This window comes from Mesorhizobium sp. WSM4822, assembly GCF_055811155.1.
On the sequence record NZ_JBVVQM010000015.1, the window covers coordinates 159,477 to 181,873 of the forward strand.

24 protein-coding genes are annotated in these 22,397 nt (G+C 59.3%); 11 read left to right on the forward strand and 13 right to left on the reverse strand.

The window, feature by feature from the left end; all coding sequences use genetic code 11:
• Positions 1–96 precede the first annotated feature (96 nt).
• Together AC0L3E_RS29060 and AC0L3E_RS29065 are read right to left on the reverse strand one after the other, a co-directional pair.
• A complete protein-coding gene (locus AC0L3E_RS29060; RefSeq protein ID WP_473606238.1) occupies positions 97–960 on the reverse strand; it encodes a CopD family protein in 864 nt (287 codons plus the stop codon).
• 2 nt (positions 961–962) lie between these two features.
• Positions 963–1,322, reverse strand: coding sequence for a copper resistance CopC family protein (locus AC0L3E_RS29065; RefSeq protein ID WP_473606239.1), 360 nt, complete (start codon positions 1,320–1,322; stop codon positions 963–965).
• Between the two features lie 271 nt (positions 1,323–1,593).
• Between AC0L3E_RS29065 and AC0L3E_RS29070 the strand changes: the two genes are divergently transcribed.
• From AC0L3E_RS29070 to AC0L3E_RS29080, 3 genes are all read left to right on the forward strand, one after another.
• Entirely contained in the window at positions 1,594–3,291 is a 1,698-nt protein-coding gene (locus AC0L3E_RS29070) for a peptidoglycan D,D-transpeptidase FtsI family protein (protein WP_473606240.1), read from the forward strand.
• Positions 3,292–3,444: 153 nt separating this feature from the next.
• Positions 3,445–4,176: a cytochrome c biogenesis CcdA family protein gene (locus AC0L3E_RS29075; protein WP_473606241.1), complete on the forward strand. Its 732-nt coding sequence runs from the start codon at positions 3,445–3,447 to the stop codon at positions 4,174–4,176.
• A gap of 91 nt (positions 4,177–4,267) precedes the next feature.
• Positions 4,268–4,966, forward strand: a complete 699-nt coding sequence (locus AC0L3E_RS29080; RefSeq protein WP_473606242.1) for a ZIP family metal transporter — start codon at positions 4,268–4,270, stop codon at positions 4,964–4,966.
• A gap of 237 nt (positions 4,967–5,203) precedes the next feature.
• Here AC0L3E_RS29080 and AC0L3E_RS29085 read toward each other — a convergent pair whose 3' ends face one another.
• The 5 genes from AC0L3E_RS29085 to AC0L3E_RS29105 all read right to left on the reverse strand — a co-directional run bounded on the left by AC0L3E_RS29085 (position 5,204) and on the right by AC0L3E_RS29105 (position 9,734).
• Positions 5,204–5,407 (reverse strand): hypothetical protein, encoded by a 204-nt coding sequence (locus tag AC0L3E_RS29085; RefSeq protein ID WP_473606243.1) that lies wholly within the window; start codon positions 5,405–5,407, stop codon positions 5,204–5,206.
• A gap of 388 nt (positions 5,408–5,795) precedes the next feature.
• Positions 5,796–6,359, reverse strand: coding sequence for a L,D-transpeptidase (locus AC0L3E_RS29090; protein WP_473606244.1), 564 nt, complete (start codon positions 6,357–6,359; stop codon positions 5,796–5,798).
• Between the two features lie 152 nt (positions 6,360–6,511).
• Positions 6,512–7,396 carry a peptidylprolyl isomerase gene (locus AC0L3E_RS29095; protein WP_473606245.1) on the reverse strand — a complete coding sequence of 295 codons (885 nt, stop codon included), beginning with the start codon at positions 7,394–7,396 and terminating at the stop codon, positions 6,512–6,514.
• 32 nt (positions 7,397–7,428) lie between these two features.
• The gene (locus AC0L3E_RS29100) at positions 7,429–8,061 is read right to left on the reverse strand and encodes a DsbA family protein (protein ID WP_473606246.1); all 633 of its coding nucleotides are present in this window, start codon (positions 8,059–8,061) and stop codon (positions 7,429–7,431) included.
• A gap of 692 nt (positions 8,062–8,753) precedes the next feature.
• The gene (locus AC0L3E_RS29105) at positions 8,754–9,734 is read right to left on the reverse strand and encodes a L,D-transpeptidase family protein (RefSeq protein ID WP_473606294.1); all 981 of its coding nucleotides are present in this window, start codon (positions 9,732–9,734) and stop codon (positions 8,754–8,756) included.
• A gap of 227 nt (positions 9,735–9,961) precedes the next feature.
• Between AC0L3E_RS29105 and lspA the strand changes: the two genes are divergently transcribed.
• From lspA to AC0L3E_RS29120, 3 genes are all read left to right on the forward strand, one after another.
• Positions 9,962–10,468, forward strand: a complete 507-nt coding sequence (gene lspA / locus AC0L3E_RS29110; RefSeq protein WP_473606247.1) for a signal peptidase II — start codon at positions 9,962–9,964, stop codon at positions 10,466–10,468.
• 29 nt (positions 10,469–10,497) lie between these two features.
• The gene (locus tag AC0L3E_RS29115) at positions 10,498–10,692 is read left to right on the forward strand and encodes a hypothetical protein (RefSeq protein WP_473606295.1); all 195 of its coding nucleotides are present in this window, start codon (positions 10,498–10,500) and stop codon (positions 10,690–10,692) included.
• A 63-nt stretch (positions 10,693–10,755) separates the two neighbouring features.
• A complete protein-coding gene (locus AC0L3E_RS29120) occupies positions 10,756–10,965 on the forward strand; it encodes a hypothetical protein (protein ID WP_473606248.1) in 210 nt (69 codons plus the stop codon).
• Positions 10,966–10,969: 4 nt separating this feature from the next.
• Here the strand turns inward: AC0L3E_RS29120 and AC0L3E_RS29125 are convergent, their stop codons facing one another.
• The 3 genes from AC0L3E_RS29125 to AC0L3E_RS29135 form a co-directional block, all read right to left on the reverse strand.
• Entirely contained in the window at positions 10,970–11,560 is a 591-nt protein-coding gene (locus AC0L3E_RS29125) for a transglutaminase-like cysteine peptidase (RefSeq protein ID WP_473606249.1), read from the reverse strand.
• A gap of 231 nt (positions 11,561–11,791) precedes the next feature.
• On the reverse strand, positions 11,792–12,406 hold the full coding sequence (locus AC0L3E_RS29130) for an SCO family protein (RefSeq protein ID WP_473606250.1): 615 nt from the start codon (positions 12,404–12,406) through the stop codon (positions 11,792–11,794).
• Positions 12,407–12,418: 12 nt separating this feature from the next.
• Positions 12,419–12,928, reverse strand: coding sequence for a copper chaperone PCu(A)C (locus AC0L3E_RS29135; protein WP_473606251.1), 510 nt, complete (start codon positions 12,926–12,928; stop codon positions 12,419–12,421).
• Between the two features lie 229 nt (positions 12,929–13,157).
• On the opposite strand from AC0L3E_RS29135, the gene AC0L3E_RS29140 reads away from it, so the two are divergent.
• From AC0L3E_RS29140 to AC0L3E_RS29155, 4 genes are all read left to right on the forward strand, one after another.
• A complete protein-coding gene (locus tag AC0L3E_RS29140; protein WP_473606252.1) occupies positions 13,158–13,571 on the forward strand; it encodes a MerR family transcriptional regulator in 414 nt (137 codons plus the stop codon).
• 44 nt (positions 13,572–13,615) lie between these two features.
• Positions 13,616–14,119 carry a copper chaperone PCu(A)C gene (locus tag AC0L3E_RS29145; protein ID WP_473606253.1) on the forward strand — a complete coding sequence of 168 codons (504 nt, stop codon included), beginning with the start codon at positions 13,616–13,618 and terminating at the stop codon, positions 14,117–14,119.
• A gap of 116 nt (positions 14,120–14,235) precedes the next feature.
• A complete protein-coding gene (locus AC0L3E_RS29150; RefSeq protein WP_473606254.1) occupies positions 14,236–15,300 on the forward strand; it encodes a DMT family transporter in 1,065 nt (354 codons plus the stop codon).
• 335 nt (positions 15,301–15,635) lie between these two features.
• Positions 15,636–17,747, forward strand: a complete 2,112-nt coding sequence (locus AC0L3E_RS29155; protein WP_473606255.1) for a caspase family protein — start codon at positions 15,636–15,638, stop codon at positions 17,745–17,747.
• Positions 17,748–17,856: 109 nt separating this feature from the next.
• Here the strand turns inward: AC0L3E_RS29155 and AC0L3E_RS29160 are convergent, their stop codons facing one another.
• Positions 17,857–19,044, reverse strand: coding sequence for a ZIP family metal transporter (locus tag AC0L3E_RS29160; protein WP_473606256.1), 1,188 nt, complete (start codon positions 19,042–19,044; stop codon positions 17,857–17,859).
• A complete protein-coding gene (locus tag AC0L3E_RS29165) occupies positions 19,041–20,174 on the reverse strand; it encodes a multicopper oxidase domain-containing protein (protein WP_473606257.1) in 1,134 nt (377 codons plus the stop codon). Before AC0L3E_RS29165 ends, AC0L3E_RS29160 begins: the two co-directional genes overlap by 4 nt.
• Before the next feature lie 664 nt (positions 20,175–20,838).
• Here AC0L3E_RS29165 and AC0L3E_RS29170 point away from each other — a divergent pair.
• Positions 20,839–21,366, forward strand: a complete 528-nt coding sequence (locus AC0L3E_RS29170) for a phosphatase PAP2 family protein (RefSeq protein ID WP_473606258.1) — start codon at positions 20,839–20,841, stop codon at positions 21,364–21,366.
• Positions 21,367–21,434: 68 nt separating this feature from the next.
• Here AC0L3E_RS29170 and AC0L3E_RS29175 read toward each other — a convergent pair whose 3' ends face one another.
• Positions 21,435–22,334 (reverse strand): lipid kinase, encoded by a 900-nt coding sequence (locus AC0L3E_RS29175; protein WP_473606259.1) that lies wholly within the window; start codon positions 22,332–22,334, stop codon positions 21,435–21,437.
• Positions 22,335–22,397: the final 63 nt, after the last annotated feature.

The window sequence follows — 22,397 nt, forward strand, 5'->3', positions numbered from 1 at the left end:
CAGAGACGACGAGCATTTATTGGGAGCTATTTGAGAACCAAGTTTGCATCGACATGCGGTCGCGAAACGTTATCACGCGGTCGCTTTGTCAGCGCCTCACGCATAGGGATCCATAAGCCCCAACGTGCTTACGTCCAGCAGCACGCAAAACCCGATGATTTGCTCCAACGCTATATTGCGAGACAGCGTTAGCAGGCCTTTGGCCGGAGCAGACCTCATGCGTCTGACCAAGGCAAGTCTGTTGTAGATCGCCAAGCTGACCATCGCGGCGAATAGGCAAATCTTGAACAGGAGAACCCGGCCGTAGCTGTTGCTCGGATCGGGCAACCCTTCGAGCATCCGCCAAGTGGCGAAAGCCCCCGTCACAGCAATAATCGCAACGATCACCATCCCAAAGCGGGAGAAGCGGCGCAACACAGTCTCCACGCCCGCGACTTCGGACGGGTGCCGCAGCGCTGCCGCGATAAGGCGACCCAGGGGCAGAAGTCCACCTACCCACGCTCCGGCAATCACAACGTGCAGAGCTTGAGACAATGAGCCGAGCAGTCCCCCAGCCGCCGCGTGGCCCTGCCAACCCTCGCAGATCAGCAGCAGGAAAGCTGGCCCGACGACCAATTGTGGCCGCCCCGGGAAACCAATGACCATCAGCACGAGCGCGAGCGAGAGCGACAGCCGGACAAGCCATACAGTCCCGAAGTCGCTTTCGAGCAAGACGCCCCGCAAGGTCTCGATCATTCCCTCTCGATCGGCGAGTTCGGCTGTAAATGACAGGAGCCAGATTGACGCGGATATGACAGCGGCAAATGCGAGGACGACATTGACACTGCGCGGCAGGGCTACGCGCTCGGGAGCGGCGGACGTGCCTGCTGCATAAATCGGGAAGAGCGCTGATCCAAACAGGATCATCACTGAAATGAAGTACACCCAACGAGCGAAAACAAGCGCGCCGTCGACGTCCATTCCTACGGTCTGACTTCGAATTTGAAACTGCCCTTAAGCTTGTGGCCGTCGGCAGACAGCACGTTCCAATCAACCTGATAAACACCCGGCGCGAGGGAAACCGACACAGGTGCCACCATCCCCTGGTCCTGCACCGCAATCTCGCCTATGGTGATCTTGGCACCATCCGGCCCCGTGAGATCGATGCTTGAGAACCGAGCATCGATGCGCTCGTTAAAGCGCAGGCTGATATCAGTCGGCGGAGCGGCAATGATGCTACCGGCCTCCGGTGCGGCCTGAATCAGGCGAGCATGCGCAAGCGCATGGCCGGGATACGCTATCAACATCGCGAGAGCGCAGAACAGTCGGATTGGCCGGTTCAATGCAAGTTCCTCCCATGAATTTGCCCTATCAGACCTATACACGTTCCGATTGGCGCGGATAAATGGGATTGTGTCGCAGGGATGATGCCATGTAGCTCGAGCGTTGTATTGGGCTCCGCCAATCCAGCGGTCGGTACGCGCTATTGAAGAAATCCCAGCTTGAATCTCTAGCTACTTGAGATGTTAGCCTCGTGAGTGGATGTGACGTCGATTCGTTTTGGGGCCGATCTCCAACCTGTTTTGGCCGTCGAACCGCAGTGCGATTGAAGCTATGAGCCTAGATGGTTACAGCCGATTCAGCGTCGACCGGGGCAGATCGCGGCTGGCCGCGGTCATGGTGATGTTCGGGGTATTGTTCGGCCTTATTGCAGCAAAGCTTGCCTATCTGGGCTTTGTGCCTGCGAAGAATTCTCAAGGCGCTCGCTACGCCATAACGACATCACGCCCTGATTTGACCGACCGAAACGGTCAGCTCCTGGCGACAGATATCAAGACCGTTTCCCTGTTTGCCGAGCCCCGTCGAATTATCGACGCAGACGAGGCTGGCGAGCGTTTGCGCACAGTGCTGCCGGAGTTGGACGCCCAGACGCTGCACGCTCAGCTGTCCAGCGATGTCGGTTTTGTGTGGCTGCAGCGCAAGTTGTCGCCCGACCAGCAGCAACGCATCTTCAACCTCGGACTGCCGGGCATCGGCTTCATGCCCGAAATCCGGCGGTTTTACCCAGCCAGCGCCACGGCATCTCATGTCGTCGGTTTCGTTGACGTCGACAACCGAGGCATTGCCGGGATGGAGAAATATGTCGACGACCAAGGCTATCGGGATTTGCAGGTGCAGGGCATTGCCGCAAGCGGCAATCTCAACCCGGTTAGATTGTCGCTGGACATCAGAATACAGAACATCGTGCGGGATGAACTTGTCACCGCGATGACGCGATACAAAGCCATCGCCGCAGGCGGCGTCGTTCTTGACGTCGACACAGGCGAGGTTCGGGCGATGGTCTCGCTTCCTGACTATGATCCGAACGACCCAAAGGATGCACTTCTCAAGGATCGATTGAATCGAATGTCGGCGGGCACCTTTGAGATGGGGTCCACCTTCAAGAGCTTTACAACGGCAATGGCGCTGGACTCCGGGCTTGTGAAGATCACAGACAGCTTTGACGCGTCGCGGCCCCTCAACATCGGCGGCTTCACCATCAATGACTTCCACGGGAAAGGCCGCCGATTGACCGTTCCAGAGATATTTGAGTACTCATCGAACATCGGCACGGCCAAAGAGGCAGACGTCGTCGGCATCGAGGGGCATAGAGCGTTTCTGACCAAAATGGGGTTGCTAACGCGCTTGCAAACCGAGTTGCCGGAAACAGCGCTGCCGACGCAGCCAAAGATCTGGAAAAAGCTCAATTCGGTCACGATTTCATTCGGCCACGGGGTCTCGACGACGCCGCTTCAAACGGCCTCAGCCGCTGCCGCGCTTATGAATGGCGGGGACCTCATTCCTCCCACATTCCTACCACGCTCGCGCGCGGAGGCGGATAAACTGAAGGTAGCCGTCGTCAGCAAAAAAACGAGTGACCTGATGCGCTATCTGTACCAGCTGAATGGCCAGAAGGGTTCCGGTCGAAGCGCGCAAGTGGCAGGCTATCGGGTAGGGGGGAAAACCGGGACGGCGGAGAAGGTCGTCAATGGGCGCTATTCGGCGAACAAGCGCTTCAACTCCTACGTTGCGGCCTTCCCGATCGATGCGCCTCGATATGTCGTGCTTGTCATTCTCGACGAGCCGCAAGTTGAGGACGGGAAAGCTGGAGCGACGGCTGGATCAAACGCAGCACCGACCGTTGGCGCCATCATCCGAAGGTCTGCGGCCTTGCTGGAGGTACAGCCTGACTTCGAATTGGAGGGTAAGATCGTATCAACGCAGGAGTGTCGATCCCTCCTGCCGAATTCGGGATCGACGCTGGAGTGCTGAAGTGCCGCTGTGATTCTTGCCGATCTTGGAGCGAAAGCCATTGTCACGGCGAACGCAATGGGGCTCTTAGGCTGGCGCGGGCTGTGATCGCATCGAGCATCCGCAGCGCGGGGATAGCCCGCGCAGCGAGTACGAATTGGCCGGAGCTGGGAAGTGATAGCGATTGAAGTCTCGGCCATTGGATTGCTGACGGCTATGCTGGCGGGCGCGATCTCGTTCGTCTCGCCATGTGTCCTGCCCCTTGTCCCTGGCTATCTGTCCTTCGTATCGAACGGGGTTGACCCGTCATCCACACGCATGATCGACCGCCTTCGCGTGGCATGGCCGGCGCTGTGGTTCGTTGCTGGCTTCACAACAGTCTTCGTGCTTCTCGGGCTTGGCGCGCAGGCCTTGGGCGGTCTGTTCATCCGCTACAGCGCCGAAGCGAATCTCGTCGGCGGGGCGTTGGTCATCACCTTTGGATTGCTGATGACGGGCCTGATCAGAATCCCGGTCCTGATGCAGGAATTTCGGTCGCTGGGACCGAATTCGGTCTCGGGCCCAAGCGGTGCCTACCTGCTCGGTCTTGCCTTTGCCTTTGGCTGGACGCCCTGCATAGGCCCCGTTCTGGGTTCGATCCTCACCGTCTCGGCGCTCTCGGCGGGCAGCGGCGCCGTCCTCCTCGCTGCTTACGGTCTAGGGTTGGGGGTGCCGTTTCTGCTGGCCGCAATAATGTTCGCCAACATGGCGGCGGCTTTGAAGCGCCTTCGGTATGCCGGCCATATCCTCAACGTGACAGCTGGCGGCGTGATGATTGTCATGGGCCTGCTGATGATGACCGGCCGGCTGCAACTGATCGCATACTGGTTGCTCGAGCGGTTTCCTGGTCTTGGCTCAATCGGGTGAGAGGGGCTTCAGCCCGTCGCCACACGTTGCGAAGGCCTGATGCTTGAGTCAGTCATAGCTGAAAAGATCAAGCAGGGGAGATGGGCTTGCCATGCAATCGCTGGGAATGACCACCCTGATCTATACGCTCATTCCCGTGAGCGCCGCGATCATAGGCGCGGCGATCGCTGCGTATCGCCGACCGGGACCGCTCGTCGTCAGCGCGATCCAGCATTTCGCGGCAGGCGTGGTCTTTGCCGCGGCGGCAGGCGAGATATTGCCTGACCTCAAGCATGCCGGGGCGGTGGTGCCAGTTGCTATCGGAGGCACGATCGGTGTGATCGTGATGCTCCTGCTCAAGAGCTTCGAAGAACGCATGCAGGGGCCGCTCGGTCTCACCACGATCATAGGCGTCGACATCCTGATCGACGGCCTCGTGCTTGGGCTCGGATTTGCCACCGGCGAGAAGGTCGGCCTGCTGCTGACGATCGCACTGACGATCGAAGTGCTCTTTCTCGGTCTGACTGTCGCGGCCGAACTCGGCGAGTCGATGAAGCCGGGCCGGGTGGTTGGTCTTACCGCCGGCCTCGTGCTGCTGCTGCCGGTTGGGGCTCTGGTCGCCACGCCGATTGCATCTCTGCCAGGTCCTTATCTCACTGGCTTCTTCGCCTTCGGACTGATCGCATTGCTTTATCTCGTGACGGAGGAGCTGCTGGTCGAGGCGCATGAGACCCCGGACCGACCTTGGGTCGCGGCCATGTTCTTCGTCGGTTTCCTGCTGCTGCTTTTGCTTGAAAGCGCCATGGGATAGTTCGGGTCATGGACTCCTGACTGCACAGCCACGAGGCAGTCTTGAATAATCCGCAACCGTTGCAAATGTACCAACGCGAGTGACAACAACCTCTGCGCGTCCTGGCCCGTGTCCATGATCAAGAAGCCTCGGTTCCACTGCCAAGAGCGGCCAACGAGAAGAGCCGAAGTGCCGCGTACCCATGCTGAAGAAATGTTCAGTCCGGAGCCTTGGCGGAGGAATATCGATCCAGGCTGTCTAATTCGCTGAACCATCGTTCGTGAAAAGCGAGGCGCTCGGAACGCATTGCAGCGACCAGCCAGGGGTCGCAGGCTGCTTCTGATATTCGGTGATGGCGGCGATGCATTGCTCGCGCTTGTCGAAGGTATTGGGCAGCATCGCCATTCCGCCCCCTGGACCGGCGACTACCAGATACCAGGCTAACGTCACAGTGGTAGCCATGAGAAATTCCCTTTTTTCGCCCGTCTGGACATTGCGTCGTAAGTGCATCCAAAGGCCGATAAACCTTGGCCGAGTGGCAAAACCGTGGCCGCTGCCGAAGACATATGATCCTCGAACATCTCGGGTCAGGTCGAGGGCGCGGCGCAGGTTGCGCTTAGCCGGATAGGACTGGTTGCGATGGATCTTTCATCAGGGGATAGGAAATGTGTTCGCTCAACAGTTCGTCGCCGGTCCTCCCCGGCAAACTCGCGGCCTTGTTTGACGAGGACCCTTGGCCGAGCGACTGCCATAGAGGGCGAATTCTAGGATCCGCTCGACGTATAAAGCACGATGATATGGCGCCACGCGTTCGGTCTCACCTGCGGCAACAAGGCCGACGCCATGCTTCTCAAAGGACCACGACCGTAGCGCCAACCGGCACCCTTTCGTAGAGATCCGCAACGTGATCGTTCAGCATCCGGATACATCCATTCGAGACGGCGCGTCCGATCGTCCACGGTTGGGTGGTGCCATGAATGCGATAATAGGTATCCATGCCGTTCCGATACAGGTACAGCGCGCGCGATCCGAGTGGATTGCCTCGCCCGCCGGGCATGCCCTCAACATACTTGCCGTATTTGCCAGGATCGCGCCGGATCATGTTCGTGGTTGGTTTCCATCTCGGCCATTTGGCCTTGCGGGCAACGGTTGCCGTTCCCGACCAGGCTAGACCTGCCCGCCCGACGCCAACCCCATAACGCCGGGCGACGCCCAAGCTTTCCATGAGGTAGAGAAACCTGTTTTTCGGATCGACGACAACAGTACCCGGCGCGAAGCCGGAGGCAAAGTTGACGGACTGGGGCTGGTACTTCGGATCGAGAACGAAGGGCTGCGCGGCCTTGCGTGCCAACGCGGCACCCGGCGTTGCCATTGCGGCGGCGAGCCCGAGGATGAGTGAACGACGTGTGATCATGTTTCACCTAAGAGAGAAGTTGATTGAGTCGCGGGTCGCTCGGCTTTGGACCGGTTTGCCTTCGCTTCGCGCAGTACAACATTGCCACCGGTTGATGGATGCTCCGGTTGCTGTGGCGTGCAACGCCAAGGACACCGCTGCCAGACGCGACATCATTCGGCTTGGTGGTTGTGGCCGTCATTGCCCGGCGGCGGGGTGACGTCCGGTATGAATTTTTCGATCTTTGCCTTACTGCGCAAATCAGTCAGCAGTTGCTGCGAGGCTGTGGCTTCGAGCGAAGCGCGAATCTGCCCCGAGATAGTTTCGAAAGCTGGAGCCGGCCGTTCACGTCTCTCCTCAAGTTTGATGACATGGAATCCAAACGCGCTTTTGATCGGGCTGTTTGTGAACTCTCCCGGCTTCAGCAACGCTGCTGCCGCGTCGATCGCGTCAATCATCTGGCCGGAACTCATGAACCCGAGATCGCCGCCCTTGTCCTTGGACGCCTCGTCTTTCGAGCGTTCCTTCGCCAGTTCTGCAAAGTCCTTGCCACTTTTCAAAGCCGCGATGGCATCGTTGCCGTCCTGCAAGGTTGCCAGCAAGATGTGGCTCGCTCTGTATTCCTGGACCGGCTGGACTTTAGCGGCTTCGTCGTCATACGCCTTTCGCACGGCCGCATCGGTAACCTGCGCCGCAACTTTGCCTTCCATGTATATCGTGCGCAGCGTGTGCGCCTCGAAGAATGCCATTTGTCGCTTGTAGGCTTCGGTTTCTGCGACGTTTTCTGCTTTCGCCGCTTCGGCTACGAGCCGCAACTCGATCAACGCATCGACCAGCATGGACCGCTTTGCGTCCTCTGGCATCTGGCCGAGTTGCGCTGCGTACATCTCGGACGCGGTTGCAAGATCGGCGCTCGTGATGTCGGTGCCATTCACGCGAGCCAGAACGCCATCCTCCTGCGGAGCCGCCACGGTAGACGCCATGCAGGCGATGGAGATGACAGCAGCTCGGACCGCCAGGCGGAACGGTGCGCAAGACTTCGAAAAGGCCGGTTTCATGATCATATTCCTCACCCTCTGTGCGCGCTGCATCATTGTTTCGGTGCTGCCGCGACGAGCGGATCGACAATCTCGCTGAATTTCGCGATCGTCAGCGCCCCTTTGTACATCTTGCCGTTGATGAAAAAGCTCGGCGTGGAATTGACGCCGTATCGTTTCCCCGCGTCGGCGACCGCTGTGATTTTGTCGAGGAGGGGCTGGTCCTGGAGGCACGCCTCGACCGCTTCGCCTTTCATGCCCGCAATGCCCATCAAAGACTTCAACGCAGCAGTGGGATCGCTGACACCTGCCCAGCGGTCCTGCGAATGATAGAGAAGGTCGATGGTTGCGTACCATTTCTCGTCACCCGCACAACGCGCCAGCATGAAGCCGGCTGAAGCGCGCGGATCGAACGGAAACTCACGCATGATGAAGCGCACCTTTCCGGTGTCGACATATTTTTCCTTGACCGCAGGCCAGGTGTCGACGTGAAAAGACCTGCAATGGGGACAGGTCAACGATGCATACTCGATGACAGTGACTGGTGCGTCGAGATTGCCGAAAGACTTCTCGGGAAGCGGGCCAGGCGCGAGCAGATCCGGAATTGTTGTCTGTGCGGACACCGGCTGCAGGGTCTGCAGCAAAGTCAGTGCCGAGGCACCGACAAGGAATTGGCGACGTTTCATAGATTACTCCGTTGTTTACAGGATTGGTTTGTCGAAAATCCGTCGCGGCCGAGCGCGAACGGCTTGTGACTTTGAATGCCTTGGAGGCAGGCCCGCAAACGCCCGATCGTCGGGCGGCTCCGGGGCAGACTTCTCGGACCTGACGGCAACCGGCGTGTCAGTACGCGACCCCATTCATGCAACTGCCAGGCCAGTCGGCGAGCCGTCGCGTGGCCTGTCTATGGGGGTGCCTAACGAGGGGGTGGAACGGAGACGGACGCCATGGTGGAAGCCGCAGCAGTCGGCGCAGGCGAAGTCTGCACATTGGCGGCTCGACGAAACTGTCGAACAGTGCTGTCGGCTACCCAAGCGCAGTGGTCATGACACGGTGAAAAGTGCTGTGCAAAACCAACGCCGGAGACGTCTCGATCATCTCGGTCGCCCAGTGGATCGTTGACCCGACTTCCATCAGCCTGCACGTCGATGGAAACAACAGGCGAACCGGCAGGGACTTGCGCGGCCGCTATGGAAAAGCCTGCTGCGTGAAAGAGCAGCATAACTCCCAGGAAGATCATAACAATCTGTCGCGCCATCAGCGGTCAGTAGACCATAAAGAGGGGTAGAAGCATAGGGCGGCGGCTTGTCGCAAGGCCTGTTCTGGCAGCAAAACCGAATGGTATCCCACATCGCCTTGCATATGAATATGATGAGCGCTATTCGCTCTCGACATGGGGATCTGCCAATGCCGCATCCGGGCGGCTGATGGGAACGGAGTTGGTCGAAGTCGTTTCCGCCAGTTTCTTCGGCCCCAGCCGATCAAGCAATTTTCGGAACGATGGGTGCATCCCGCCGTCGGAGTAGGCGTGGACCGGCAGTTCAACACCCGCCGACGCGAGCTTGTTCATGGCAAGCAGATCGGTCTCGTCTCTGGACACTACAGCGGGAGGGATTGAACTGGTGGAAGCAGGGCATGCGGCAAGCGGCTCGGTGGGCTCCCCGCCTTCAAACTGGGAATTAAAAACGTAGCGCTTGTCGCAGTAGGACACACTTGGCTGTTGGCGTGTGACTTCGAAGAAATCATATCCTTGCTTAAGGTTGAGCCAGAAGCCGAAATTCGGATCGCCCCGATTCTTGGCCATGTTTTCAGGCGTCATCCGAAACGGGAAAGCTTCAACTTGGAACGACGCCTGGCCGCCTTTCAGCGCGTCCCTTGCGACAGCATAGATTTCGGCCACACCCTCATCCGTCATCGCGAAACATCCGGACGACGAGCAGGCGCCGTGCACCATCAACGCTTCGCCGCTGTAGCCGAGCGCATTCTCCAGCTTGTTCGGATAGCCAAGATTGAACGAGAGATAATAGAGCGAGGCTGGGTTCAGCATTCCCGCCGTCACGTGATAGAAACCCTCGGGCGCCTGACGGTCACCGTTCTTTGTCTTTGGGCCGAGCTTCCCGGACCAGCGACACATGGGATAGGTCTTCAACAGCGCGAAGCGTCCCGACCGATCGCGCTTCCAGATTTCCAGTTCGCTTTCTTCCTTGAATATGCGGACGAGAACAGGCGATGCGGGCGACATGCCCTTCTTGCGCATCTCGGCAACAAGCTTTGCCGGAATGGGTTGGGCGGCCTTGTTATCGAGTTCGAGAACACTGGAAGCCGACGTAACGCACGCCGTCAGGAAGACCGAAAGCATAAGCAGCGCGGCAAATCCGCGGAATCTTTGAAGCACGTGGCACCGCCTGTCCGCCCGATCACGAATACGGAGCTTATGCGCCCAATCCATGATTCGCAGCCGCTATAGCAATCCTGCCATTCTTCGTCAGCATGTTTAATGGAAAATTGACGGCGCTCTCTTGCATCTCACCCTGCTAGAGACCGCATAGCATGTGGCCACTCCGGGGATAGAAATGGTGATCGTTCATGGCTGCATTCAAAATTCAACCGGCAAGCCTCTTGCTTGCGACACTTTTCCTGCTCGCTGCGTTGTCTATCGACCTGTTCACCAAGACGGTCATGGTCGACTTGGTGATGCAGCCGCCTCGGGTCATTCCGGTCACCGGTTTCTTTAACCTCGTGCTCAGCTATAACGAAGGCGTCAGTTTCGGGCTGTTTGCAGACCTCTTCGGCGGCCGACCCGGCGTTCTCACAGCCGCCACCTCCATCATCGCATTGATCATTTTTGGCTGTGCGGCGGCGGCAAAGAACCGCATCGACGCGGCTGCCCTGGGCGTCATCTCCGGCGGAGCCGTTGGAAATATCGTTGACCGAGCCAAAAATGGCGCGGTGACCGACTTCCTTGATTTTTATATCGCCGAGTGGCATTGGCCCGCATTCAACCTGGCCGACGTTGCCATCGTTGGCGGAGCGGCCTTTCTATTTGGTGCATCGCTTCTGTCAGCGGTACCGTCGGGCATGCGCAGTGATTGAACTCGGCTGAACGCCGTCAAACTGGAGGAATGGTGTTGGAGATCAGCCTGCAAAAGCTTTCCGAAGCTGACATCCGCAACCGGAAACGGCGCAACATGATTTTGATGTTCGCGCTCGTGCTGTTTGTAGCCGCCGTGTTCGCGTCAAGTTTCGTCCACCTGCGCCAGGAGAGCCGCGGGCCGGCTCCTTCGCCTGTCCTGCGTCCAGCAGTCACAAACCAGTGAATGGCGAACCGATGAGAATGGTTCCATAGTTCCAGGCGAGGGAATGGACTGAATGGGTACGACATGGCGCTTCTGAGAAGATTGGGTATCTTTACGGTTGTGGGTTCAACGACCTATGTCATCCTGTCAGCGGTGTTCGGGCTCTATTGCATTGTCGGCGGCCACGATCTTCTCGAAATGTTTTATGGCGGGACGGCCACGATTGTCCTTGCATTGGCAGCCGGCGTCGAATTCGCCTGGCTCGCGCCCTCTCCAGCCCGAATTCGAAACTGATTGCTCAGCCGTTCACGAGGCTTACCCAAGTGTTCGGGTCGGTTTGCGCCTGCCTCTTCAGGAAATAGATCTCGGCATCGCGCCACAACAGGATTTTCTGCTCGACATTGTCCAGCACGAAGTCGCCCTTGTCGGTGACAATCGTCAGAACCGCGTGTCCGCCGCCCTTTGCATCCCGGCCGACGGTCATCAAAAGCGATCCAAGGGGAAATCCGCTCTGATTGAGAAGCTCGCGCTTCATCAACGCATAGTCTTCGCAATCACCCACAGCCTTTGGAAATGCCCAACGTTCTTCGACGCCGAAATTCTCTAGATCCGTCATCGGCTTCACCGCAGCGTTCACCTGGCTGTTGACCTTCAACATCTGGCTCCAGCGCTCCCGGGTAAGCTCGACCGAGTCGCTGACGGACGGCCGCGAACATTCCCTCGCAAGGCGCCGGCACAACTCGTAGTAGCCGACCGGTATCGTCGTTTGTCCGAACGTCTGCATATTCGGCGCCTTGTCCGGTTGGGCAGGATTGAGATGGAGCGCATTTGCACTCGCTGACGCGCAGGACAAAACCAGCGCAAGTGCGCTCAGAACCAAGCTTTTCATGTTGACACTCTCCCCAGAGCTTTATGGGAAGAGGCTATCAAACAGGCGTCAAAACTGGCCAAAAACAGGCGCTTGGATTTTAGGAAAGATTGTCTCTAAATCGAATGATCGGATTTACAATATGGTGGTCTCTTCGACTCTAGCGGCGGGCGACCCGCCACGACGGATCCTGGCGTCGGCACGTTGGCTCGAGCATCGCCGCGACGGCAAGGCTCTCCCTTGGGCACGGCTTCAGCGTCCTGCAGTCGCAAGCAGGCGTCGAATTTTCTTCAAGGCCATATCGCGTGACTCTTCGCGATCGATGGTTCCGGAAAACTTGCCTTGGCGATCGAAGAGAAGGACTCCGGCCGTATGATCCATCGTATAGTTGCCGTCCTGTGTTGGAGCCTTGGCATAGTAAATCCTGTATGCCTCAGCAAAACGCATGAGTTCCGCAGGCTCCGGCCTCAAAGCGACGATCCTGCGGTCAAACGATGACATGTACTGCTTCAGTGTCGCCACTGTATCGCGCTCTGGGTCGACGGATATGAGAAAGCCGCGGAGGTCGTCGGCCTCGGCGCCAAGCGCGTCGAACCAGGATGACATTTCGGCGAGCGTCGTGGGGCAGATATCGGGACAGTTCGTGAAACCCACGAACATGAGCCAGGCCTTGCCCGCATAGGTCTTTTCAGTGACGGTTTCGCCCGTTTGCGAAACCATCGAAAAGGGCCCTCCGAGCGGCTTGCCGACACCTTCTGCTTCGCCGTGACTTGGTGCGACCCAAGGCACGACAACCACATAGACGTACACAGCCAGAATTGCCGCAATCGCGCCCCAGGTCAATTTGCGGAAGGTCGAGATCGTCATTGGGGCCGCCTCTCAATCAACTGAACCGTGGTGGTGGTCGGTCGGCTTGGTGCCGATCGGCCGAATGATCGCCGTCGTCGCGGTCGATGTGCCGTCCTCAAAGGTGAGCAGCAAACCAACCGTGTCACCTGCTTTAAGACCGGTTTTCGGCTCCATGAGCATCATGTGCAGGCCACCGGACTTCATCACAAGCTCAGCATGTCCGGGGATGAGCACGCCCTCTGTTATCGGACGCATCTTGGCTACCCCATCAATGACTTCTGTCCGATGAAGCGAGACCGACGAAAAATCGTCGCTCTGAACGGAGACAAGATCTGCCTGTTGCTTCGAACCGTTCCACACTGTGAGGTATCCAGCCAGCATCATAGAACCGGAGGGCGCCAGAATGACCTCTGCATGTTCTACAACAAGCTTGCTCTCGGCATCGGCGTGCTTCGGGAGTTCCAGCGCCGAGGCGCCTTGCAGGCAAAGGATTAGCGCGGTTGCCATTAGTGTGACAATTGCGAAACGGTTTTTGATCATCCAAATCCTCGTAGGGGGCTGCGCCAAACTCGGCTTAACGCTTCAAGTGCGCGCAAACCCTGGATGCAGTCAACGTGACAAACGGCGCCGCCCCTGGCGCCTTGATCATCCAGATTGCGAGGACGGTTTGCGTGCGACTGCGACAAATCCTCTCGTTGGGGTCCGTGCGGTTGACGTAAAGGGCGCCGACCACCAATCTCTAGTCTCTATAGAAACTGGAGTGCTGCCCATGCTTACAATCGGTGATCTCTCCCGCAAGACCGGCGTGAAGATACCTACCATCCGCTACTACGAGCAGATGGGCCTTCTGGATGCTGCGGAGCGTTCCGAGGGCAACCAAAGGCGATACGCCGCTCCGGAAAGAGACAGGTTGTCCTTTATCAAGCATGCCCGGGAACTCGGTCTGACGATTGAGGCGATTCGCGAACTCATCGATCTCAGTGCACACCCGGAGCGCCCATGTGAAGGAGCTGATCGGATTGCTGCCGAGCAGCTGACCGCCGTCAGGGAGAAGATTGAGAAACTCCGGCGTTTGGAAAAGGAGCTCAAGCGCATCGCTACGCACTGCGCCGGAGACCAGATCAAGGACTGCTATGTCATCCGGGCGTTGGCACATCACGAGATGTGCGAAAGCGACCACTGATCGCGCCGCTTCCTGCCTCCAAAGGTAATCGCAAGGTTGGGCCAATGAAGTTTGCTGTCATCACATCGGCCCTGACCTGCTTGCCAGTCCTCATCGCGGCGCCCGCCCAAGCCCATGAATATCCTGCAGGAACCATAGCCGTCAGCCATCCATGGGCGCGTGCAACCCAGCCGGTTGAGACGGATGCCGGTGGCTACCTGACCATTACCAACATCGGCAACAAAACCGACCGTTTGGTCAGCGTACAATCGAGTTGGGCGGCCAAAGTGGAAATTCACCAACGAGATGACGCGGCGGGCACAGGCGAGACGCCACCCCTTGCCGGCGGCCTTGATCTTGTGCCTGGGCAAAGCGTCGCCTTGCGGCCAGGTGGCCCGCACTTAATGTTCATCAAGCCTGGCAGGGCGCTTGTCGAAGGTAACCGAATTCCCGCGCGCCTGACCTTTGAACAGGCCGGAGTGATCGAAGTGGGATTCCTTATTCAAGGCGCGGACCGCAAAGCTCCCGTTGACAAGCCGCGCGTTACGCCCCAGTCGTCTGGAAATTGAGCCTCTAGAAACACGCTCGCCCTGTTCTTTCGATGTCACAGGCAGGCCAAACTCCAGCGGGTGTGGCCGGCAGGGAATCGCCGAGTTAAGAACCAGAGGACACGGTAGACGACCATATGGCTGATCCGCGCTCCCATTCACACCTGTGGCCCGGCGTGCCGCTCGCGCTGGGCGCAGCCGCACTGTTCGGGGCGGTGTCGCCGCTCTCCAAACTGCTGCTCGATGAGGTGAGCCCTTTGATGCTCGCGGGGGTGCTTTACCTTGGCGCCGGCCTTGGTCTGGCTCTGTTCTGGTTCTACCGCAATTCGCTCGGCGAAAGCGCGAACGAAGCCTCGCTGCAGAGAGCCGATGTTCCATGGTTGGCTGCCGCCATTGTCATGGGCGGGATCATCGGGCCAGTCCTGCTCGTCTTTGGTCTTGTGCTCACGACCGCCTCCAGTGCTGCACTGCTCCTCAACGTCGAGGGCCTCGCCACCATGGCGATTGCCTGGTTGGTGTTCCATGAAAACGTCGACCGCCGGATCTTGCTCGGCGCTGGAGCGATCCTCGCTGGCACCGTCGTCCTGTCGTGGGAAGGGCAGGGCGTTGCGCTTAATGGCGGTGCCCTTCTGGTTGTTGGCGCATGCATCGCTTGGGGCGTCGACAACAATTTGACGCGCAAGATATCCGCGGCTGACCCAGTTACAACAGCGATGCTCAAGGGACTGGCGGCTGGAACTGCCAACATAACCCTGGCGCTGCTTTTGGGGGCCGAACTTCCCCATCCCGCGCCGTTCTGGGCGGCAGCCTTCGTCGGGTTTCTTGGTGTTGGTGTCAGTTTGGTGATGTTTATCCTGGCGCTTCGACACCTCGGGACGGCCCGCACCGGAGCCTACTACGCCTTGGCCCCGTTTATCGGTGCCTTTTCGGCAATAGTGCTGCTCGGCGAACCGGTGACCGTTCAGTTGGTGCTCGCAGGCATTTTGATGGGTGCCGGCCTCTGGCTTCACCTGGCCGAACGCCACAGCCATGTGCACGAGCACGAAGCGCTCGATCATGAGCACAGCCACGTTCATGACGCGCACCATCAGCACACGCATGATGGGCCCGTGACCGAACCGCATTCGCACTGGCATAGCCACACGCCGATGAGGCATTCGCATATTCATTACCCCGACCTGCATCATCAACACCGACACTGACGGCGCCTGACGTGGGTCTTAGCTGACGGACCAGGAGTGCCACACCACCTATCGTTGGTTGCGTTGGGTGCGCGGCCCAGAATGAGGGGCTCGCTCCAGCAGCGATGTCTTGGCAACCGGCGGGTCGCCGGCATCCTGCGAGCCTCACTGTTGCAGGGCTATCCAGATTGGGCAACAACATTCAAAATGCCGACAAATTGAGCGCGGATTGTCTCGTGTGTTGAGAATTTAATCGGGCTTGGGGGGATTTTGAATTGGTTTTGAAGCTTACGCGCAGAAGCGTGCTTGTTGGCGCCACCGCCTTGACAGTCTCCAGCATGCGGCCGCTGACACTCATGGCCCAGGAAGCCCGCGTCTATCATGCGCTGCTGATCGGATGCACTGCCTATCCTAACCTGCCGTCAAAGGCCACGTTGATCGGGCCGAACCACGACGCCGCCTTGGTGAGGGACTACCTTACGCAGAATTCCCCGATAAAATTTCTTTCCGAGAACGTGACGGTCCTGGCCGACGGTCTTGCCGGTGCGGCGGGCTCCCCGACGCGCGAAGCGATCCTATCGAATCTCGGCGCAATTGCCGCCAAAGCACAGCGCAACGACTTCATCTACATCCACTATTCCGGCCATGGCTCAAATCAGCCGGAACTCACGACTGGTGATGAGAGCGACGGCCTGGACGAGATTATCCTGCCCTCAGACACCGGCAAGTGGACCGACAGGACAAAGGGCGTCCCCAACGCGCTGGTGGACAACGACATCGGGACGGCGCTGGAGGCGATCCGCGCCAAGGGCGCTTTCGTCTGGATCATCTTCGATTGCTGCAACTCCGGCACCGCAACACGCGCCGCGTCGATCGGAGATGATGACGTTCAAGAGCGCAAGGTGGACCCGTCCGATCTGGGAATCCCGGATGCCGTGATGCAAACTGCCGTCAACGCCCAAGCTTCGCGCGGCGCCAGCGACGTCGAGGCGCCACGTGCGGCGGCCTTTAGCTTGGTGAGCGAACCGACAGGGGCTGCAACCATAGCCCGAGGCGACATCGTTGCCTTCTATGCGGCCCAGACGATCGAGACGACCCCGGAAATGCCGCTGCCGAAAGGGGACCCAGAAGCGGCGCGTTTTGGGCTCTTCACCTATACGATCTTCTCGAAATTGGCAGAGAACTCGAACGTCACCTACCGCCAGCTCGGCCACGCGGTGCTTCAGCAGTATGCCGCGGACGGACGTACCCGTCCGACGCCGTTGTTTGAAGGCACTCTCGATGCGCGCGTTTTCGGCAGCGAAACCGTCGACACCCCAATGCAGTGGCAGATCGAGATAGAGGAGGGGAAGGCGACGCTGGCCGCCGGCGCGATGCACCGCCTGACGCCGGGTTCCAAGCTCGCCATCTTGCCGAGCCCGCTCTCGGAGCTCTCGGACACCGTCGGCTATATGGAAGTGGTTTCGGCGACTAACCTGACCAGCGTTGTTGCCTCGGTCGAACATGACGGCAAGCCGGCCCTGAAACTCGCGGACATCCCGCCAAAGGCCTATGCGCGGGTGGCGCGGTTGGAAATCGACTTCAAACTTGTTGTCGCGCGTCCCAGTGCGAGCGAGGGCTTGGATGAGCAGGTTGCATTGGTCAATCAGACACTCGACGACCTTGCCGCCGCCGCCGATCGAAAATTCAAGGTCAAACTGGTCGAGCCAGGTTCGGAGGCCGATGTCCGGCTCGCCGTCCTGCGCGAGAACGCCATCCCTGGTGCGGCCAACGACGCGACCGACTCACCGGCGCTGTGGTTCCTGCCGCCGTCGGGCGACGTGACGCTCAAGGCGGGCTCGAGACCGCCGCTGGTTGCTGCCGTCGATCCGAAGCGGCTGGAGAGCGGCATCGACGAGGTGCTGACCAAGATATTCCGCGCGACCAGCCTGTCACGTCTGGCCGCCAGCTCGGACTACAGGCCGGATCAGGTGAGCGTCGAGTTCCGTATCAAGCGGCAAAGGAAGGATGGTATGGAGCCCTTGAAGCAGGCGGAGGTGCCCCGCGTCAATCCCGGCGACGAGGTCCATATCCTGGCGAAAAACCTCTCGGGCGGGCTGGTCGACATCAACATCCTTTATGTCGGCTCGGACTTTTCGATCACCCACATCGACGCACAGCGGCTTGTTCCCAATGCAACTGTTGAAGAAGGCCTGCTCGCCTTCACCGATACGAGCTATGGGATGGAGCACATGATTGCGGTGCTGACGGAAGCGCCCCCGTTGTCCGAACTCGAGGATTTGAGCTTCCTGGCGCAAGGCGGCGTGCCTCCGGCAACGCGTTCTGCCTCTGGCCCGTCTGGCTTCTCGGACATGCTGCGCGACATCGGTATGGCTCCTGCGACGCGCTCAGTGATGAAACTTGGCGACAAGAGCACTCCAAAGGGCGCGGTGATGATCTTCCCGCTCGAAACTGTTCCGGTGGCCTGACTACTCCAGGCTTAACGGCAGATAGCCAGCTCGCCGGAGTGCGTCAAACGTCGCAACAGACAGCCCGCAGTTCGCCGAACAGATGCCAGGCGACGCCTCAGTTGGTGTGTCAAACCTTAACCAAGGCGGCCGTCGCGTACATAAACGCGACTCCGGCCGCCAGGCCACCCATCACCGGCGGCGTGAAGAAGGCATCGAGACTTTTTTGGTTGCTCCTCATCAGATAGGCGCCGACCTCGACGATGACCTGGAGGATCGCGCCTGCGCCAATGGCAAGTGCCAGCGCCGACCATTGCGGCGCATAGGCCAGGCTGCCGAGCCACATGCCGACAACAGCAGGTCCCCCGGCGAGCAGGGTCAGGCCGACGAAGGCCCACAGCGGCGGCCGCTGCTTCAAGATAGGCGCGGCGATGCCGATGCCTTCAGTGACGTTGTGCAATGTGAAGCCGAGCACCAGGAAGGTTCCGAGGCTTGCAGAGCCGGCGGCAAACGCGGCACCGATGGCAAGACCTTCGCCGAGATTGTGAAGGCCAATGCCGAGCGCGATATAGGTGGCCAACGCCAGCCCAGTCGGCGTGCCGTGCCGCCGGCCTACCGCCATCAGCACCAGGAAGCTCGCCATGCCCGCCAGCACCACCATCACCGGCCCCTGGAATACGGCGGCCGCGGTTCCGACAAGGTCGAAGGATTCTCCGATTGTGTCGACCAGCAGAAATGCGAGCAGCCCGATGGTCAGCGCCAGCAGGAAGTTCATGCCATTTCGCCCGACGCCGCGCAGCGCGGGGTAGAACAACAGACCAATGGCGACAGGTAGTACACCGACAATAACGCCTACCAACCCTTGCAGCTTGAGTTGCCCAGCCGTCACGGTCGGCGTCGGAACGGCTATCGCGATCTCATGTTCAAAGGTCACGCCGGTGTTGGTTACGACGTTGACGCGGTGTGTCTCGCCCAGGATCCATGGGAAAGGCAGGTTGATCCACGCAGTGGAGGCGCGCGCGATATCGCCAGGTGGGTCCTGTGTGAATTGCCAGTAGGCGCCGTCGACTTGGACCTGGGCGATCCTCATTGGCTCGGAGCCGCCGGCCCGCACAAGCAGGTGAAGGCCTGATGTATCGAGCACGGTACGCTCGAACGTCAGTTTCTCGACAGGGGGCGCGCCGTTTGAAAATCCTTGCAGCGGATTCACAGCGAGGATCCATGCGGCCGCGATTGCGAGCACGGCGAGAGGCAGGCCAATCCATAAGAGTTGGATGCGCGAGCGTGCGGGCAAACTGGCTGTGTCGACCTTGCTCATGTCAGCGCCTCGACCACATCGAACATGCCCATCCAGCCGAGTTCGGTGAACTCGCTTTGATGTGCGTGGAACATATAGAGCCCCGTTTCGTGCTCGGCGAAGGTGAATTCGAGAATGCCGCGCTGCGCCTGGCACTGCATGATCAGGTCGACTGTTTTCAAAGTTGGGGTCAACGTCGTGCCCTGGTCGAAATAGTCGAAGAAGTTTCCGTGCAGGTGGAACGAGTTGATGAGGTCGAATTCCAGCACATTGATGAGATAGATCCGCACCGGCCTGCTGCGGTCGATCCGAATTGGCGTCTTCGCATAGGCATGGGCAATGGTGTTGGCGGCGTAGAACTCGTTGCCATCGTCGAAATTGGTGTCGAAGCCGTTCATCACCATCATCAGTTCCTGCCAGCCGGCATTCTGAGGCGTGCCGAGCAGTCGCGAACGCGCAACATCCGCATGCTCAGGGTGGCGGTCGGGGTCCGGATCGATCACGAACGCCCCGTACATGCCTTTGTGGATGTGTCTTTTCAGCGGAAGAGCATGGCAGTGATAGAGGTGGCAGCCAAACGGCTTGGCGTCGAACTCGTAGACAAACTCGTCGCCTGGATCGATCAGCCCGGCGCCGACGATTCCATCCATGCGGGCGGCGTGGATGCCATGGAAATGCATGGAATGCGGATGCGAGCCGTTGTTCTGGAAGATGACACGAATACGCTCGCCTTCCTTGGCGCGAAGAGAAGGGCCGGGCACGCTGCCGTTGTAGGTCCAAGCTGGGAAGAACACGCCGGGCGCGATCTCGATCGTCTTGTCTTCGGCCGTTACCTCAAATGTGCGCAACGTGCGTCCGTCGGGCAGGATCGATAGGGTTCCTCTCTCCCAGTCGGTCAGCATCAACGCCGGGTCGAAGCCATTGGCGGCGTTGTCAACCTCACCGACAGTGACCATCGCGCCATGCGCATTCATGTGCTGAGGCACTGCAGGTGTGGGAGCCATTGCCGCCATGTCATGACCGGCATTTGCGTTGGATTGGCCAAGCGCAGTGCGCGCGGCGATCGCCGTGCCGCCAGCCGCCGCGAGACCCCCGGCCAAAATGGATCGCCGGCTTACCCGATCGCGCAGCCAGAACCCGACATCGACCATCCTGGATTGTCCCGCTGATACCATTTCTTTCCGCGAAGGATAGCGTCTGCTGATAAATATAGCAATGGCTTAATTCGTCGCCTTGGCCGTGTACTCCACGATTCCAGCGAGTCTACCGGTTCAATTGCGATTCCTCGCGATGTCGGCCTTCGAGCTCAGGGATCGCACGCAGATGTGTTCGGCGGGCGCCGGTCGTCGATGCTATTCATTGCCGTCGCATGCGTTTCCTCCACTGTACGGTTCACGTGCGATCTGGAGCGGTCGCCGGCACGCTGCCGCTCCAACAGTTTCCCTCTGGTGCAGGGAGTATCGCCGGTCGGCGATGGATCCACCTGAACTTTGACCACTGTGGAAGGATCCCGCCGAAACACCCTCCCGGCTGGAGCGCGACTGAGCAAGCAGACAGCAGAAAGGGCTTGCTTCTCTAGTCCCTAGAGAGCCTACAGCGATCAATCAGATCAAAAGATGAGGCTGAGCGCACGATCGCATGCATCCAGGTAAAGCAGCCGTTTCAAACGACAAGCAATTGGCAAGCCGTCGACTTTTCGGCCGCGCGACACTGCTCACTGTCGCGCTTCTTGCCAGTTCGGCACTCACCTTTCTGGCTCTCGCAAGTCTCGTCACACGGAGCTCGACGGCGGATTTCGACAGCGCCGTTCTCTTGATGATGCGCAATCCGGCGGATCTTGCCGACCCGGTCGGTCCGATCTGGTTTGAAGAACTGATGCGCGACGTGACAGGTCTCGGCGGCGTCGGGCTGCTCACATTCATCACGCTTGCCGTTGCTGGATTTCTCGCCCTTGGCGGATCACTTCGCAATTCCATCGCGCTCATCCTGGCTGTCGGCAGCGGGGTGATGCTGAGCTCCCTGCTGAAATACGGCTTTGATCGCCCACGCCCGGATTTGGTTGCTTATGGCACGCGAATATACACATCCAGCTTTCCGAGCGGCCACGCCTTCATGGCGGCCACGGTCTACCTGACCGTGGGCATCATGCTGGCACGAAAATTCGAGCCGCGGCGTCTGCGCATATTCATCTTGGCCATGTCGATCCTCGTCACCCTCGCGGTGGGGGCAAGCCGAATCTACCTTGGTGTCCATTGGCCGACCGACGTGATCGCGGGCTGGTCGATTGGTGCCGGCTGGGCCCTTTTGTGCGCGACCCTGATGGCAAGGATAAAGGCGGACTGAGAAGAGCAGGGCAGGGGTTCGGCTAGGCTGGATGTAGTGCGATCGGCGGCGACTTCAGAAGCCTCTTATCACCGCGCTGCCGCCGGCGGCGCGTAGACATTGATCGCGCTTTCAAGGATCTTGAAGTATGCCGGAGTCCAAGTCGTGAGTTCGCCGTCGGTGTTCACGGGCCTGGGGCGACTCGTCTTCACCACAAGTTCGGTCGTCGCAAAGGCGCGCACGTCATCCCATTTGCCTTGCGTGCCTTTGCGTAGGCTAGGCAACAGGGTCAACAGCCTCCACCAATGATCGACCTCAAGGCTGTAGAAATCGAGTTGTCCATCGTCGGCGGTCGCCGTCTCCTCCACGCTCATACCGCCACCGTAGTATTTGCCATTGCCTACGGAGACCTGAAGCGTTCGGATTTTTTCGGTCGAACCGTCGTGCTCGAGATAAGCAGTGAAAAGCCGCGAGCGGGCCAGGAGACGTGCCGCCACCAAGGCATAGCCGAGTTTCCCGAAACGTTTCTTGGCCTTCTCGCTAAGCTCGGCCGCGAGTTCCGCGCTGAACCCAATGCTGGCGACGTTGAAGAAAAGCTGCCCATTCACGTCGCCGAGATCCATCGGCCTCGGTTTCGCCGAAACGATCAGCGCTGCCGCCTTGCCCGGATCAGTCGGGATTCCCACAGTTTTGGCGAAGTCGTTGGCTGTGCCCAAAGGCAGTATGCCGAGCGGCAGACCGGTTTTCACAAGTCCCTTGGCTGATGAGTTCAATGTTCCATCTCCGCCGCCCAGGACGACCAGATCGCACTCGCTGCGGCGCCGAATGATGACGTCGGAAACGGTCTCCTCCTTCCCTGGCTGATCTTCCAAAAGGATGAGACCTCCGCCTTCCAGCGTTTTTCGAACATCATCTGCCAGCTTGAGCCCGTTACGGGCCCTTGGGTTGACGACGAAGAGCGCTCGCCTGTCCGGTTTCGTCCTCATCATGTCCTGCTTCTGTTTGCTTCCGGGCCGCCGCGAAGATTGCAATGATGCGAAAGCCGGCTCTCC